General features: G+C 36.9%; 9 protein-coding genes. 7 read left to right on the top strand and 2 right to left on the bottom strand.

Going from position 1 to position 16,978, the window contains the following annotated elements:
* Positions 1-48 precede the first annotated feature (48 nt).
* The 7 genes from ACPK8D_RS00140 (at position 49) to ACPK8D_RS00170 (ending at position 13,505) form a co-directional block, all read left to right on the top strand.
* On the top strand, positions 49-690 hold the full coding sequence (locus tag ACPK8D_RS00140) for a 6-hydroxymethylpterin diphosphokinase MptE-like protein (RefSeq protein ID WP_424715814.1): 642 nt from the start codon (positions 49-51) through the stop codon (positions 688-690).
* Between the two features lie 1,590 nt (positions 691-2,280).
* Positions 2,281-2,487 carry a hypothetical protein gene (locus ACPK8D_RS00145; protein ID WP_424715815.1) on the top strand — a complete coding sequence of 69 codons (207 nt, stop codon included), beginning with the start codon at positions 2,281-2,283 and terminating at the stop codon, positions 2,485-2,487.
* A 968-nt stretch (positions 2,488-3,455) separates the two neighbouring features.
* Entirely contained in the window at positions 3,456-3,695 is a 240-nt protein-coding gene (locus ACPK8D_RS00150) for a 6-hydroxymethylpterin diphosphokinase MptE-like protein (RefSeq protein ID WP_424715865.1), read from the top strand.
* Entirely contained in the window at positions 3,689-3,931 is a 243-nt protein-coding gene (locus tag ACPK8D_RS00155; protein WP_424715816.1) for a hypothetical protein, read from the top strand. Before ACPK8D_RS00150 ends, ACPK8D_RS00155 begins: the two co-directional genes overlap by 7 nt.
* A gap of 2,982 nt (positions 3,932-6,913) precedes the next feature.
* Positions 6,914-7,060: a hypothetical protein gene (locus tag ACPK8D_RS00160; protein ID WP_424715817.1), complete on the top strand. Its 147-nt coding sequence runs from the start codon at positions 6,914-6,916 to the stop codon at positions 7,058-7,060.
* Positions 7,061-10,820: 3,760 nt separating this feature from the next.
* Entirely contained in the window at positions 10,821-12,107 is a 1,287-nt protein-coding gene (locus ACPK8D_RS00165) for an ATP-binding protein (RefSeq protein ID WP_424715818.1), read from the top strand.
* A 657-nt stretch (positions 12,108-12,764) separates the two neighbouring features.
* Positions 12,765-13,505 (top strand): class I SAM-dependent methyltransferase, encoded by a 741-nt coding sequence (locus ACPK8D_RS00170; protein WP_424715819.1) that lies wholly within the window; start codon positions 12,765-12,767, stop codon positions 13,503-13,505.
* A gap of 160 nt (positions 13,506-13,665) precedes the next feature.
* On the opposite strand, the gene ACPK8D_RS00175 is transcribed toward ACPK8D_RS00170, so the two are convergent.
* Together ACPK8D_RS00175 and ACPK8D_RS00180 are read right to left on the bottom strand one after the other, a co-directional pair.
* The gene (locus ACPK8D_RS00175; protein ID WP_424715820.1) at positions 13,666-15,681 is read right to left on the bottom strand and encodes a hypothetical protein; all 2,016 of its coding nucleotides are present in this window, start codon (positions 15,679-15,681) and stop codon (positions 13,666-13,668) included.
* Between the two features lie 120 nt (positions 15,682-15,801).
* The gene (locus tag ACPK8D_RS00180; protein WP_424715821.1) at positions 15,802-16,890 is read right to left on the bottom strand and encodes a radical SAM protein; all 1,089 of its coding nucleotides are present in this window, start codon (positions 16,888-16,890) and stop codon (positions 15,802-15,804) included.
* Positions 16,891-16,978 lie beyond the last annotated feature (88 nt).

A 16,978-nucleotide genomic window follows, 5' to 3' on the forward strand; every position in this document is an offset into this window, starting at 1 on the left:
TCAGAGAAAATTTAGAACTCAATTAAAAATGGGAAAGGAAGTTTTGGTATGGATTTTGCTGCCTGGGAACCGATTTATGAACGAATACTTGAAGATTTCGGATTCGACCGAGCAGGTGATGAAGAGGCAGCTCTATTCCTTTCCCACATGCTGACAGAAGAAAATACTGTCAGTCCATCCGAACTTAAAGCCTTAGTTTCCGGAAAGCCTGTTCTGGTGTGCGGAAATGCTCCTAAGCTCAGGGATGACCTTTCGGAAATCAATTTTTCGGATTTTACGGTAATTGCAGCCGACGGAGCAGCCGCAGTCCTTATGGATATGGGCGTTGTGCCTGAGGTCATATGCACCGATCTTGACGGTAATTCCGAGGCTGATATTGAAAAAGAGATCCTTGCCTGTGAAAAGGGCTCAATAGTCCTGATCCATGCCCACGGGGATAATATTGATAAGCTAGAAAAGTATGCGCCCCGTTTTAAGCGCTTTATTGCAACTACACAGGCAAAGCCTTTCGATAGGGTGTATAATTTCGGAGGTTTCAGTGACGGAGACCGATGCTTTTTTATAGCCAGGGATTTTGGAGCTAAAAAAATTAGGCTGGCAGGTTTTGATTTTGAAGATAACGATGTAAACCCGATCAAGAAAAAGAAATTGAAATGGGCAAAGAAATTGATAGGGATTCTGGAATTTTAAAAATCAAATAATCCAGCTAATAATAATATAAGCATAATAAATTACAGGTCTTCCTATTTTCATTAAAAAGCTGAATCCAAAAATTTAGTTTACTAAATAGACGCCCTTTATATGGATATTTTACTTAGAAAGGAAAGAACTGAAGTTTTGAAGTCAAAAAATAAAAAGAGTTACACAACTTTCTCAACCAGATGCGCTTCTTTTAGGGCCTTAAATTGGATTTAGTCAGGCAACAGAGTTGTGGATATTGCTGAGAGTATATTTTTTGCTTAAATAATGAATTACAGATCAGTTTCAGGTCATTATTTCTGATCTATTGAGAGTCTTATTAGAATTAGAAATTGTTGAATAAATGTAAAAGTGAACTTATTTTATTGACAGAAGGTTTATTCAGTTTTCTTAAGACTATTAATATTAAGAAACAGTTATTCCACGTCTTTTATATAATTTATAATTCTATGTTTAATCGTACTTTCATGGCAGAATTGCTCCTCTCCAACGGAAGTAAGTCTGATGATTTCTAAAAGTTGCCGTGAAGTATGAGTGGGGGTGTTGAAGACTTTTGATTAGAACGTGTAATTCTCTAATCTAAAAAGTCCACCTCTACAGCATCTGAAAGATAAAATAACATGGCAAAATCGTGGAGGCAAACACAATGTGGTGGAATGGTTTTGGCTGTGGCAGCTGGGGCGGCTGCCGTGATTGGGGCTGGCGTCGCTGGCGACACTGTGGCTGGTGCTAAGAATAAGCGCTGAGTCCAGAACTATTGAGTATGGATGAAATAATAATAGCAACCAATTCAAGACAGGAAGATAACTTCTTAGTAATTGTCTTGAATTGATGGCTATATATTTTATTACCTGGAGTTAGCAACTACAATCCTCATGTGTTTGAAGGCGAAGGGTTTCTATCCAGGCTGATTTGGGTGCAGTGGATTGAAAAATATTCAAATTTGTTCCTGAATCAAGTCGAGAATTCGCCATTGATAGGAATTATCAACTTTTAGCAACAAACTTTTAAACAAAGACCTTAGAGTGTCAAAGTTTAAAAACAGAATATGTAATAATATTTTTTCTCACTAGATGCATCTTTTTTGAGCCTCCAAACTGGTTATAATTAGAGAATATAGCATATTTATACTATACAGGTTTTATTTTTGCCTAAATATTAAATTGCAGACTAGAATTCCTGATTTTATCGAGATATTTAAAAAATTAAAATTTGTAAATTAAATATAAAATTAAACGTACTTCGTCAGCCCAGAGTTTACCCGGTTTTTCAATGACTATTTAATATTAAGAATATATTATTCTATTGGTTTTATATAATTTACAATTATATATTTAATTGTACTTTCTGTCAATTAAAGCTAAATCTGTTCTCTCTAGATGAAATAGATTAACTTAATTGTCAGGAGTAATTATAAAATTCAAAATTGGGGAATAAATATAGATTTTGATTAGAGAAACACAAACTCTGATCTTAAAAAATTCATTTTCTCCAACATACAAAACGAGTATGAAAAGCAAGACAAAGAGAATATACAATAAAAACTAGTATAAAAATATAGTAAACGTGGAGGTAAATACAATGGGAGGATTTAGTGGATTTAGAGACTTCGATCGTTTCAAGGGATTCGGCTGCGGCTGCGGTGGCGGCTTCGATGGCGGCTGCGGTGGCGGCTGGGGCGGATGGGATCGTTGCGGCTTCCGCGACAATTTCAAAACCAAATTCTTTAACATCCGCGGCTGTATCACAGAAAAATGCGGCAGAGGCCGTGGCGACTGGTGGGACTAAGCGATTTTTTCGCTAGTAATCCCAATTGCTGAATGCTGACTAATCGAACCACGGATTCGATATACAACATAAAATGTAAAACCGATGACAGCTCATTCGTACATCCTTTGCCGAACTACAGAAGTAGGAGAACCTTGATTGCATCAGATCTTAAATGTATTGAAGGGTCTTTCCTAAAGTTGACCGGCATCATCAAAAAGGGCCAACGAATGAGCCTCATCTCATTTTATTATTATCCAGGACTAACGCAGTTTAACTGAAAAACCAGTCGCATAGGAATTCAAAAGATTTAAATCCGAACATTTATGACAGATCTGCAGACAGATCTGCTTTTACTTTATTTCCCATGAGTACCACTAACTTCTTGTCTTAGAGCTCATCCCAAAACTTTATTTATCTCATATCTATCAGAGTTTCAGAACTATTTTCCATGATCAAAGACTCATTGATTATTCCGAATTTGAGATTCAGAGAAACACTTTTGAGTTCGGGGATAAGCTCAATCACTAATTATATACTTGAGCCCATTCCAAAGCTTGGCATAACCTGTCGTCTCCGTTAACTTTACAATCCTCTGATGTGATGTTTCTTTCTTTTTTCTGGCTCTTTATGTTTACTGGAGTATTATGTTTTATTTCTCTCATTCTGTCGTATTTTTCGATATAAACCGTACCTGGAATATTATCTACTGGCCTTCCTACAGGTCTCTATACTGAAACTTTTAATTTCAGGCACGTTTTTTCAGATTTTGGCAATCACTAACCTTTACTACTGGAAATGCAAAATGAGAAAAGGATGTGATTCATGCGGACTTTGCTGCCTGGGAACCGATTTACTAACTGATTATAGAGTTCTATTGCTTAATTGCACAGTGATGAAGAAGTAGTTATTACTCCTTTTCCGCAGGCTGACCGAGGAAATAATGCCAGCCTGTCCGACTCAAAACCTTAATTTCCGGAAAGCCTGTTCTGGTATGCGGAAACGCCCCAAAGCTCAGGGGTGACCTTTCGGAAATCAATTTTTCGGATTTTACGGTAATCTCAGCCAATGGTGCAACCGCAGTCCTTATGGATATGGGTGTTGTGCCTGAGTTCATCTGCGCCGATCTTGACGGCAATTCCGAGGCTGATATTGAAAAGGAGACTGTTGCCTGTGAAAAGAGCTCGATAGTCCTGGTTTACGCCATGGGGGTAATATTTATATGCTAGAAAAATACGTGCCACGTATTAAGCGCTTTATTGCAACTACGCAGGAAAAGCCTTTCGATAGAGTGTATAATTTTGGTAGATTTAGCTATGGAGACCGATGCGTTTTTGTTGCAAAGGAGTTCGGGGCTAGGAGTCTCAAGCTTGCTGGATTTAATTTTGATGATTCGGGAGTGAACACAATTAAGAAAAAGAAGTTGAAGTGGGCGAGAGAATTAATCGGGAAGTTCGGAATTTGAAGGGGAAGTATTCTTCTTCAGGATGATTGAAGTGCAAAAAGTAGAAAAATCTTCTGATATCCATTTATAGAATAAATTAAGCTCTTACGTTTTTGGGAAAAAAATACACATTTAAACAGAAAATAAAATGAATTGCGTTGCATATTTAAAAGTATATATTTGCTCATTTCTGATAATCAAGCATTTTTAAAGGTATATAAATGTATTTGGGTAAGAAAACAGGCTCATTTCGTTAAATAAATATCATTTCCATCTATTCAGTTGAAAACAATAATATAAATCCTTATTTTACCGCTTGCTTGAAGTAACCAGATGCTATGAATAAAATATAAAAGTATGCCCCTGTATTCCGGGGAAATGAGTGCAGATTTTCGAGGACTATTTAATAGTAAGTAAAAATTATTCTATCAGCTTTATATAAACTAAAACTATATGTGAATATATACTTACTAGCAATTAAAATTTAGGTGTGTCAATCTTAAAATTAAGATGGGCTCCCAAAACATTTTGGGGAATAAATTGCTAGGGGTATTACATAATAAAACAGGCTGGAAAAATAATCATAATAGCCGCCTTTCGAGATATAATGGACAAATCCCGTGAATTAGTTTGGTCTCGAAACGGTGTCTATTCTAAAAGTATCCAAAGAAAAGAACGAATCTGAACTGAAAGATAGGGGGGAAAATTGATGTACATTGGAAATTTTGCAATTATTCTCTGCCAGAAGTTCAAAGTAATCTTCAATGACTACTTCTAAGCAGATTGCTAAAGTAATCCTGAATAGCCACCTTTTCGAGATAATATGGACAAATCCCGTGAATTAACTTTGTCTTGAGTCGGTGACTACGTAACGAGATGCAAAAAGCGTAAAAGTACACTAACGAGTGGAGGGAAATACAATGTATATCGAGAATTTTGCAATCATTCTGTCCCAAAAATTCAAAGTAATTTTCAATGACTGGTTCTGAGCAGATTGGATAAATAAATAGTTGTCATAGCCGTCAGTTTCGGCATGTAATCCCCAGGATTCACTTTGCCTTGAACTGGCGGCTATATAAAAATCTGCGAGAAGGAGTACAACGTTAAAAGGTGGAGGGAAGTATGTTAGTGTTACCACGTTTTAATATAAATATGCAAATATTAATTGCTCTATTTAAAGAAAACTTCACAATGTTTATCTCTTAAACTGGTTGTCTCTAAACTGGCAACTATGTAAAGGGGAAGCAAAGAAAAGATAGAAATACAACAAGTAAATGGAGGAAAATACAATGATTGCATGGCAGGACTTCAATATAAACATTACATTAATACTCATAGCACTTTCCCAGAAATTCAACGTGATTTTCTATTAAAATGAACATTATTAAAAATGTAAGAAAAAGTCCAGGAAAATAGCCCGAAAGACGAATAGATAAACACATTATGGCACTTATTACGGCACTTTATCGTCTTTCTGGCCCAAAAATCCAGGATGGTTTTCATGACAATTTCTGACCAGGCTGGATAAAAATCATAATAGCCACCTTTTCGAGATAATATGGACAAATCCCGTGTATCCTTTTGTCTTGAACTGGTGGCTATAGCGAGTACGCAAGAAAAGCGTACACATATAATTAAAGAACGGATTGGAATATAACGGTAACGTTTCCAATAAATATATTCATGGTAATTACGGTATTTTCAGAACATATTATAATTTATACTTCAGAACATATTTTAATTCATACCTTAAACAGGTATTGCTAAAAGTAAGCAAAGAAACTGAAATAAGCCGAGAAATCTAAACCGCTTCTGGTAATTAGCTCTAATAACTTGAAAAGAGATCGTTTCTGTAGACATTCTTAAGGGCATTTCTTCAAGACAAGAAGTATTCCTTTGATTTTTTGTCTTGAGTGACGGCTATCTTTTTCTTGTGACTAGCAATAATGCTAACTTTTTGCAGGAGTCTCAATTTAGTCTCGAGGCTATTATTGAGTTTAAGTTTACGGCTCTCTTCTTGAAATTCAATTTAACTTATATCCTGTTTTCTCCGAATTTCGATGAAATATAAAATAAGCTCAATTTACTGCCCCTGTCTATCTTAAACGGATAATCTCGGAAAACCTGGTTTTGCGGATCAGGGCGTAAAAACAGAAAAATTCACCGGGATATGGAAAATTGGCCTTGACGTCAATAAGTGGAGGCAAAATGTTTCCGTTAAGAATAACAGGCTGTATAGGGCTCAGGGTTACAACTTTTTCATGGAATAAGCTTAAAACTCGCCTCGTAAGCTCTTATTTTTTAAGAAATTTTATATATTTTAGAAAAAGGTTGAAGTTACATAATTTGTAAATAAAAAAAGTAATGCATTATTTTTACTAAAACTCTGCTCTTTAAGGACCTTTAATCTTATTTAGGGGGATAAAAGAACCTATTTTATGCCTAGAAGTTATTTTCTTGCTTTATTAATTAATACAGGGTTCTAAAGCTCCTTTAATCAGGAATGTTAAAAAAATTAAAGTTCGTGAATTAAACCTGAAAGTATCCTCCTTTTCTGTGCTGGAATTTCTCCATATTTTCAAAGCCTGTTCCCGGTAAAGCTCATCTTAATAAAGAATTACAGATTACACTAAAAAAGGCTAGAGTTAGATCTCATATTAATCGGAAGAGTTAAAGAGATTTTTCAACAAAATCATTATGTTTTAAAGCTTTTAGTTAGTTTCTATAGACGTTTTTAGCTTACTTCCTCTTTTGAAGCCTCATTTGAGCCTTACTGATTAATATGAAGCTCAGGATTTTATTTAGTACAAAATAAATAATATTTATCTGTAAGTTTAATGGGAAAGTAAATTACTGAATTGCCGTCAAATTTAGCCGGATTTTCAGAGGCTATTCAATAGTAAGGAAAATTTATTCTATCGACTTTATATAATTTACAGTTATAGATTTATTTGTATTCTCAGGCAATTAAAATTTAGAACATTTATTTTAAAGGAAAAATGCATGGCAAAATTAGTTTCTTACAGTACATGCCTGGAGTATAGCCCAGACCTGGAGGTGGGTAAAGGGTTTGTGGTAATGAAGAATTGCATGCATGAATTCGAAAACACGGTGCCCTCATGGAAAGTAAAAAAAATGGCAGATAAGTAAAATAGCAAAATATATAAAAAGCTTAAAAGAGCGGAAGAAATCAAATGTTCTTTAGTATTTACTATTCAAAAGTCTGCTGCTATTATGAAAAGGTCTGCTTCAGTATTAAATACTGGTGCTGATCGGAAAGGTGGAGGGAAATATGTTAGTGCTACCACGTTTTAATATAAATATACAAGTAATAATGGCCTTATTTAAAGAATATTTCACCATATATATATAAAGAAGGTTTCGCGATATATTCAGGTGATTAGTCTTTAAATTGGCAATTATTTGAAAGAAAGCAAAGAACCGATAGAAGTATATTAACGAGTGGAGGGAAATACAATGTTTGCATGGCCAGATTTTAACTTCAACTTTACATTAGTACTCGTACTGCTCTCTCAGAAATTCAATATGATTTTTAATTAAAGTGAGAGCATTAAAGAATTAGAACAAGCACTGAATATACTTAGTATGTAATAAAACCGCTACATATATAAGTTAATGAACGGCAATAAAGGAAAAGAGTGGAGGGAATGAAATGTTCTTCAGTATCTACTATTCAAAGGTTTGCGTTTCCTACGAAAAAATCTGCCTTAGCATCAAATACTGGTGCTAATTAGCCCAGGTCAACCTAAAAAAAACTATTCAACCCGAAGGAAAATCGCATAAATAGGATAATAGCCATCTTTTAATGCATAGAGGACAGGTTTATAGAGACTTTTTTTCTCAATTGATGGCTATTTATTTTTATTTTTCCCTAGCTGTCAATTTTATTCCTTTAAGAGCATAGCTTTTTACCTTGCAAACTGAGCCAAGAATTACAGGAAACGGTGTACTCTTTTTCTAAGATGCCTGATCTGCTGTATTTGTTCTATAAAAACCTAAACGTTTTCTCGTTTTTTAAAGGGCCTGAAATCTACCTTGGTCCAGGTGTCGTGAAAATGAAAAAGCTGCCTGGAAGGCAGGAAACTGAACACTGTCAATATGGAATATCTTTCATATAAAGGAAACAAGTGCAGTTATGTATCTTATAATTAAAAAGAGTGATCCAATATTTTCAATAAAATCCAGAGCTCTGGAAATCTGTAATCGAGTTTAGCCAGAGGAAACGGATTATTTATGCTAAAGTAGCTTCATCTTTGCCTGACCAGTAAGTTACAAGCTAAAAAATCCTGACTCTATCGAGAAACATAAAAAATCAGTATCTGTAAACTAAATGCCAAAGTTATCTATTTTTTTAGCTGAAGATCTATCCAGATTTTCAAGGTCTATTAATAATAAGGAGAAATTATTCTAGTAATATTATATAATTTTGAATTATATGTTTATTTATACTCACCGGCAATCATAATTAAATAAGTCTTTACTTAAATGAAAACCAGTAATCGGGGTATTTACTGAAAACAATTGCCTGTGAGTTTATAACTGATCTGGGGAGTTGATAAAAAGCTTGATTCGAAGATTGCATATCCTCATTTCAAGAATCTCATCTTCTCAGATATTCAAAACCAGTATGAAAAGAATACAGTAAAACCATGGAGGCAAATCTAATGTTCGGAAGTTTTGGATTCAGAGACTTTGACCGTTTCAAGGGATTCGGCGGCGGCTGTGGCGGCGGCTGGGGCGGCGGCTGGGGCGGCCGCTGGGACTGCGATGACTGGGGCGGCAAATGGCGCAGGAAATGGCGCTGCAAGCGTGACTGGTGTTAATAATAGTGCATTACATATGAAAAGAATACAGTAAAACAAAGGAGGCAAATCTAATGTTCGGATTCTTTGGTGGATTCAGAGACTTTGACCGTTTCAAATGCGGCTGCGGCGGCTGGGGCGGCTGTGGCGGCGGCTGGGGCGGCCGCTGGGACTGCGATGGCTGGGGCGGCCGGCGCAAATGGCGCGGTAGGCGTGGCTGTGACTGGTGTTAATAATAGTCAGCATCGCTGAACCCGGAAATCAACAGGTATGAAAGGAAACAGTATCATGGCCATGTTTCAAGGTATAATGACCTATTTCCGATAGATCATTGTCTCTTGAAATGATGGCTATGTACTTCCATTTTTCCGTGAATTAGTAATTAGTTCTGCTTTTCAGAATGATTTCTCAATAAAATGTTTTTCAATAAAGGGTTTTTCAATAAAATGCTTTTCAATAAGGAATTTTAAATCGAAGATGATTCTTTACATAAAAGTATTTTTTAGAGGAGTCTATCCTTTGCTTCGTTTGTTTATATAACGGATTCATATCGCTCTGATATTGCTCCTGTTTATTCTTTCAGTTATGGATATAATGTTTAACCAGAGAGAAAGACTGAGAGGGCGCTCGATGCTTTAAATTATTTAATTTGGATCTGAAATTATTTAATTTGCCTCTGGTGCCTTCGCTCAATGCTGTATGGCGATGAACTGTTGATTGCATTTTCTAGGGATTATAAATTTACTCTGGCTTATGTACTCATAGCCTTCCGACACAGTAATGTTTGAAAAGGGCCGCTGATAAAAAACTTATAGAAATGATGATGCCTTGCTGCTCCTGTTTCCCAAAGTTGTTAAGCATTTTTTTCGTAAAAAATCAGGATCAATCGATCTGGATTAAATTTTTCTAGATCCGTGTTTGTTCTTATCGTTGCCCTTTTTATGTATTCTATCCTCAATTTCACTGGAATCCTGTTCAGAATGAAACTGAGATTAAAAACGTTTTTAAGGGTTCTTTTCATCTCTGAGCGATAAAAGCGATGCCGGTGTGCTTATTGAAGAAGGTTTTGTGGACACACAGAGATAAGAACCCTGATTCTCCTGATTGGTGGGAATGCGGTAATTTATTACCTAGCTCATATTATTTTAGCATTTTTTTTAATTTCTTTTTTAATTTCTTTTAAAATTCTTATTTTCCGGCTCGCGAATTTTAGAGGAAAACGGCTTTCGGGCTTGAAAAGCAACACTAGGATTATAAAAACAATAAGAAGCTTATTTATGTAAAGTTAAATGAAATATAGTTTTATCTTACTCATAGAACCGATTTCCTTTTTAGTTCCAGGAAGTCAGGCAGGAGTGAAATTCTTGGGTTACAGAGCTCCGTATCAGGTTTCCGGAAAACCTCAAAGAAAAAATATTCTATGCCTTATAGGATTGCATAAATGGAAAAGAAGCGGCGGTTTGAATATTTATGCTTCTAATGTGAGAGAAAAGTATTTTGTATGTACCCGCTGCGGGAAGACAAAAACCGTTTATGAACCAAAAAAGGAATGAAGTTTTTGCGATGCTCGAAAAATAACCGGATCTTTACCTGCCGGCTGGATTCTTACTTACTGACCGAACCCTTACCTATTCATCGGAATCTGTCTGTTTACCAGATCCTGACTGTCGACTGGATCCTGCCTGTTCACTGAGCCCTCTCTGTAGAATGGATCCCTACCTGTCCTCTTTTACATTCTGACTAAATCGTTGCCTTCTGACTGAATTGTTACCTTCTGACTAAATCGTTACTTTCTGACTGAATCGTTACCTTCTGACCCGTCTCTTGCTTATAAGGGGGTCATATTGACTCCTTTATTTATATGTTTCTATTAATTTATTTTAACCCTATTGTATTAACGCCCTATTTACGCAGGCGCTTATAGAATACGCTCTCCGTGGACGAAAATTCTAGGCTCACGGGCTTGCAAGGCGATCCTCGCTTTTTGTTAATTTCTCAGCTTTATGCCCCAGAGTTATTATTGCATAAGGGTACTTATTCATGCCAGAAAAACTATATAGTCCCATTTCGCAAACTATTGTGATAATATGCAAAAATTAGAACTTCTCCCCCTGATATTAAGTCACCAGACTTTTTTTCAAAATTTCTCAGATTTAATTCCCCGTAGCATTTCCCCCTGCTGTTCCGTGGAAAGCAGTGAAATCAAACTTATCTCCGGACCTCATCATGCGGGCAAAACTTCTTTGCTGAGTCAGATTGCCAGTTCCCTGAATGGAGCAAAGCTTTATATTGATTTTGGAGACAGCCGGATGCAGGGTATCGGACCTGGAAGTTTGCAAACTATCGAGGAGATTGCAGCCGAAATTTATAAAAAAGAAACTGAAGATGGAGCAGGCCGGATTTTTTACTTTCTTGATGAAATCCATAACCTTCCGGAATGGAAAGACTGGGTTGACAGGCTTCACAGCCAGGGGGCAGGAATTTTTTTAACCTCGTCTAAAGCAAAACTGATAAATGAGTTTTCTTCAAGGTTTGCAGGAAGAGGCAAGACTTTAAAGCTTTTTCCACTTTCTTTCAAAGAATACCTGCTGATTAAAGGTACCGGGATACCAGAACCAAGCTTTCTTACGCCTTCCAGAAGCGATGAATTGTTATGTAAGTTTCTGCAGTATTTTGAAAGCGGCGGTTTTCCGGACGTAATCAAAAACGGTGATACCAGGCTTTCTCGGAAATACTTTGAAGAGGGGCTGCAAAAAGGGGCTGCAGCCGGGTATGATATACAGAAGTTAAAAGAGCTTGCCATATTCCTGATCTCGAATATGGCTTCGGAATATTCCGTCGATACCCTGAAAAAAGTGAGTGGAATCGAGAGCGAAGACGTCATAAACAGTTATCTGGACTATCTCGAAGACATTTTTTTGCTGTACCGGGTCCCAGAACTCAATAGTATCCAGGAAAATGGCCGTGTAAAAGATATTCCATGCAAAATTTACGCAGGTGATACCGGACTTTTCAAGGCGGTATATCCCGGTTACCCGGACAGCCTCGGGCTGAGATTTGAGAACCTTGTTTTCCTTGAGCTGCTGAGGAGGGAAAAACAGGTATTTTATTTCCGGAACAAAAGGGAATGTGATTTCGTTATTAAGGAAAAAGACAGCCCGAAAATCTCGGCTGCAATTCAGATCTCGGTTTGCTTTGGAAGCCCGGCAGTCAGGGAAAGAGAAATTCTGGGGCTTACGGAAGCCCTGGATGAGTATGGCCTTGAAGAAGGCCTTATTCTGACAATGGATGATGAAGAGACCGTGAGAGTTGAAGGCAAAAATGGGAAGAAAATAATCACGGTCAAATCGGTATGGAAGTGGATGATGGAATAATTTTGCAGACGGTGGTTGCGGCCAGAATGCAAAAATAGAGTACAAGTCTGAGCTGAAAAAAATACCGCATAAGTATCCCTCCTTAACTCTGGTCTGAAGCTTAAATAAAACTGAGGGATTCCCTAATAAAATATCAGGCTTTCCGCAGGTTAGCTCTGCTTAAACCTCTCTCCTGCAGATTTAATTTATTTTATTTTTTGCCTTCCTACTTTTCTAAGAATATGAGACGAAAAATAAGAATTTGCAATTTTTAACTGGTGAGTCTTTCCACTTAATAAGAGAAATTTTGTTGAATTCTTGCTATTTGTAGTTTATTATAACTGCGGATTGCATTCCTGCGGAAACACTACTCTCGCCAGGATGCATATTGTATGCAGGTTTCCGGCTTAAGAATTCTTCAGTGACATTATATTTTCAGGGATCAAATATATATTACATTATTAATTAGAATTATTAAGGGTGGGTGAAGAGAAATAGTGTACTGATCTTAAGAAAAAAGGGTTTAAGATCTTTCTTGAAGAAAACAGAATACACTATTTTTACCGTTTAAATTAAAATAATTTGGAAATTTCTTGTTATTTTAATACAAATTAATATAATTGATTACCAGGATATCTGTTAAAGTATAATTTAAAGAATAATACGGGGAGAAGGGGTATGGAAGTAGAAAGTAGCAAAAGGATTGAAAAAACGCATACGAAGCCAAAGAATATCTGGGAAGACTTTTTTAAGGATAAGACACACGGAGGGCACAGGTATTCGTCTGAGGAGTTTCTTGCTATGGAAGCCAGGGAAAAATTATTCCACCTTGACGGAGGTAAGACGCTTCTTGACTTCGGATGCGGCTCCGCAGAACTCCTGACTTACTATGCTCCGGAATATGAACAGCTTGTAGGAGTGGATTTTTCCTCATCCATGCTTGACGAAGCGAGTAAAAGGATCAGAGAAAGAAAATGCATTAATATTGACCTGATCCTGGCTAACCATGAAACCCTCTGGGAGAAACTGGACACTTCTTTTGATCGGATAACTGCAGCCGGAGTAATCCAGTACTTAACGTTTCAAGAAATTGACGCCTTTATTGCTAATGCATCAAAACACCTGAATAGGGGGGGCAAAATAGTATTTTTTGACATACTGGACCCCCGTCTGTATCCATTATGGAAATTAGGGGTATTTGCACCTAATGCAGGGCTTTTAAAAGCAGTATACAGAGTAGGTTGCGATTTTCGTAATTCGGTATTCGCGACCTTAAAAAACCGTCCAAGAAATGTTTATGGTTTTTCCCATAATCCCTATAAATTCCAAGAAATCGCAAATAAACACGGTTTTGAAATGCGCTATGTACAATCAATGTATTATGAATATAAGTACCATGCAATAATGTCCCGGGCTTAAACGGCAGTGAATTATAAGTTATGAATCGTTCAATAAAGCTCTAGACTTAAGCAGCTGAACCATGAAGGTCAGAATCTCCTTCTTTACGATTTTGGTTTTTATCTGAGCGATTTTCCCCCTTATTTTTAAGTTTTATATCATTTAATGCTTTCTTTCCTGATTACATAACATCTTTGGTCGTATCTCCTGATTCAGGGCGACTATCTTGTTTTTCAGTTTCAGTTTTTTCCCCCGATAAATCTTCTATTTTTTTACTGAATTTTTTAATATCCTCTTCTGAACCTCCACATAATATTTTGTAAAGTTCTTTAATATCAATATTTTTGCTTTTTGCCAATTCTTCTGCTTCTTTTTTACATTCATAGATTTTCTCAAATATTTCAGCTGGATCGCAGTTTTTCAGGTCTTCAAGGGTTTTTATACTGGCAAAATAAGAAATACAGTCTGCTTTTTTCTTGAGTTTTTTAATATCTTCTTCCGAATATCCGCACAATTCTTTATAAGCTTCTGAAATCTTAATCTTTTTACTTTCTACTAGTTCTTCTGCTTCTTTTTTGCGGTCGCAGATTTTCTCAAATACATTAGCTGGATTACAGTTTTTCAGGTCTTCAAGGTTTTTTATACCGGCAAAATAGTAAAGCTTGAATGCCAGGTCCCTGTTCATATTGAGTTTTGTGATAAATTCCGATTTACCGATATTCATGTAGGTCTGAGCTCTGTCAATATACATTTTAACCTGCTGTTTGGAATAACTGTCAAATTTCTCTTTTTGCTCCGTAAGTAAAAGTCCCATATGTTCTCCCAGGTTTCGGGAATCGAAATTTAATCGATTTTTCAGGTTCTCAGGCTCAGATGCTGCAAGCTCTTCTATGGACCTTACTTTTGCATTGTATAGCGAATACACCAGGTCTTCGTCAAACCGAAGTTTCTTGACAAGCTCAGATTCTTTAATCTGGTATTCAGTCCTGGATTCAAATTCGCTCTTCTTATCTCCTGGAAGAAGTTTTTGAACCCATGCATAAATCCATTCTTCTATAGTTTTGGTGAATACCCCTGCAAAAAAAGAAAATAAGAATATGGAATAATGGTTTAAATCAGTTACGTCTCCTGTGTTTCGCAGTTGATTAAGGATATAAAAGCCTATTAACGATATAAAAGGCGCGATTGTAATCCTCCTGAGATACGACCAGGCGATACTTATCCTTTTATATTCCGGAATGAGCTGGCAAAAGACATCTTCAATACTTAAGAAAAGATATGAGAGGATACCAATAGACGATGCAACTATTATGTAAACCGGGAATTCCAAATCATCTATTCCATAAAATGTAATATAATCTATTTGTTTTAGATGAAAATAAAGAAGCATTGTAGGCCACATGAGGCCCAGAAAAATTATAAGAAAATTTCTTAATATATCGTGAAGGTTGACTATTAGCTCATTTTCGTCTATCAACACGCGACTTTTATATCTTATGAAGTCTTTTTTGTCAATTTTCACTCTCTTTTCGTCTATTTTTACGTGATTTTTGTCTATTATCACGTTATCTTTATTTACGGTCACATTATCTTTGTTTATTTTCAGGTTACTTTCATCGTCTCTTTTTTTGAAAAGTGCACTGTATAAAACAGTAATAATAATTAAAGAAATTATTATGGAAACTATAATAGAAATTATCAAAAAAAAGTCGGAAAAGATAGAGGAATCGTCTCCTATTTCTCGGATAATCTGTGAATATAATGTAAAGTTGGAGGAATTATTTATTTCTATCAGGTCTGCCTGAGAATAGAGCAACGAGAATATCACGATCACTAAAAGTGCTGTAAGTACAAAGAGAACAAAGCAAAAGTTCATTTTGTCAAAAAAGCGTGAAATCCAGCTTAGAAAAAGAAGGTTCCCATAAAAAATCGGTAATAAAAGAATCCATTCATAATTTTTTTCATTATTCAGTCTGCTACCTGATCCAGTATCTACTGTATTATCTGTAGAGCTATTTATCGTGCCAGTTATTGTGCCAGTTATCGTGCCAGTTATCGTGCCGTTTATTGCTTCAGGACTCGCGTTATTTGAACCTGCTCCTCCATTATCTAATGCTGTCGCAGAGCTTCCCTGAACTGCCAGATAAAAAATAAAAATTATCAGTATTAATTTAAAAGTTCCTCTACCCCTCCCCATAGACAGCTATTTGAATGTTCGGTTATATATAATTAATTTATAAATTATTGAATATTATCTCAAAGTAAAAGCAATTTACTATTTCATTTTCTATAGTAGCAAATCAATTTACATTTGATATTAAGTTAGCAAATCCTCAATCCCCGCCTCTCTTACAATCTCAATCGCCTTAGCCTCTTCTTCCGGAGTCAGGTGACGCCCAAGTTCCGGGTATTCCATAGCCCGGTAGCATGGCCTGTACTGGAACATGAGGTTGAACCTGATTTGCGGGATATTGTTTGCGACCCATTCCGCAATAGGTCGCGTGCAGCACTCCAGGTGACCGGGAAGAACCAGATGGCGAAGGAGAACTTCTGCGGTTTTGTAGGCAAATTCGAAATTGGGTTGCACGATTTCCAGGTAATTTTTTATCTTTGAGTATTTCCGAGCGCATACATTGTTCCCGTACTTGAAATCCCCAAGGTAGACATCTACAACTCCTTCGAGGATTTCTGCAATTTCCGGGGAATGATACATATTTGAGTTCCAGATTACAGGGGTGTTTACAGAGATTTCCCTGACGATTTTCAGCACGGTATGTGCGTGTGGAGTCGGGGTCACGAAATTTACGTTCCTGGCTCCATGCATTCTCCGAAGGTCGATCAACTTTGCAAGTTTTCTGGGCTCAATGCGGGTTCCGGCCTCAGGATTAGTTGAGATATCCCAGTTCTGGCAGTAAACACAGGCAAAAGCACAGCCCGTAAGAAAAATCGTGTGAGAAGGCACAAGCTCAGGCTCTTCCCCCATATGCAGGAACTCCGAGGCGTAATTTGAAGTGTCGGCCAGCCTGCAGAAGCCTTTTTCGCCGGCTTTCCTGTCAACTTCGCAGCGCCACCCGCAGCACTGGCAGGCCGAAAGCATTCTGTCTACAAGCTCAACCTTAAGGTCAAGAAGGGAAGGGCTGGCTTTCGGAACTTCCAGGAAGCTTTCAGTAAAAAGTGTCAACCTGTCAGCCGTATCCTTATAGGCAAGGGCTTCCGAGACTTCGATTTCAAGATTTTCCCTGAGTTTTCGGTATTCTTCGATTTCTTTCCCATGAATTTTCCTGAGTTCTTCAAGCTGCATGCCTGGATCAAACCGGACCGGAATTCTTTCGGTTATCTTAAAAAGGGCAGGCATTTCATCTTTCTGCACCTTGAAGTAACGTTTCAGGTACTTCGGGGCTGCCATACTTGAATATTATCCCACATGGGTTATAGGCTTATTGTTTTCTTCTTCTGGTTTTCAGTTCAGGTTCTTAGTTGCGGTTTTTAGTTCG

The organism is Methanosarcina sp. (genome assembly GCF_049706645.1).
GTDB lineage: Archaea > Halobacteriota > Methanosarcinia > Methanosarcinales > Methanosarcinaceae > Methanosarcina.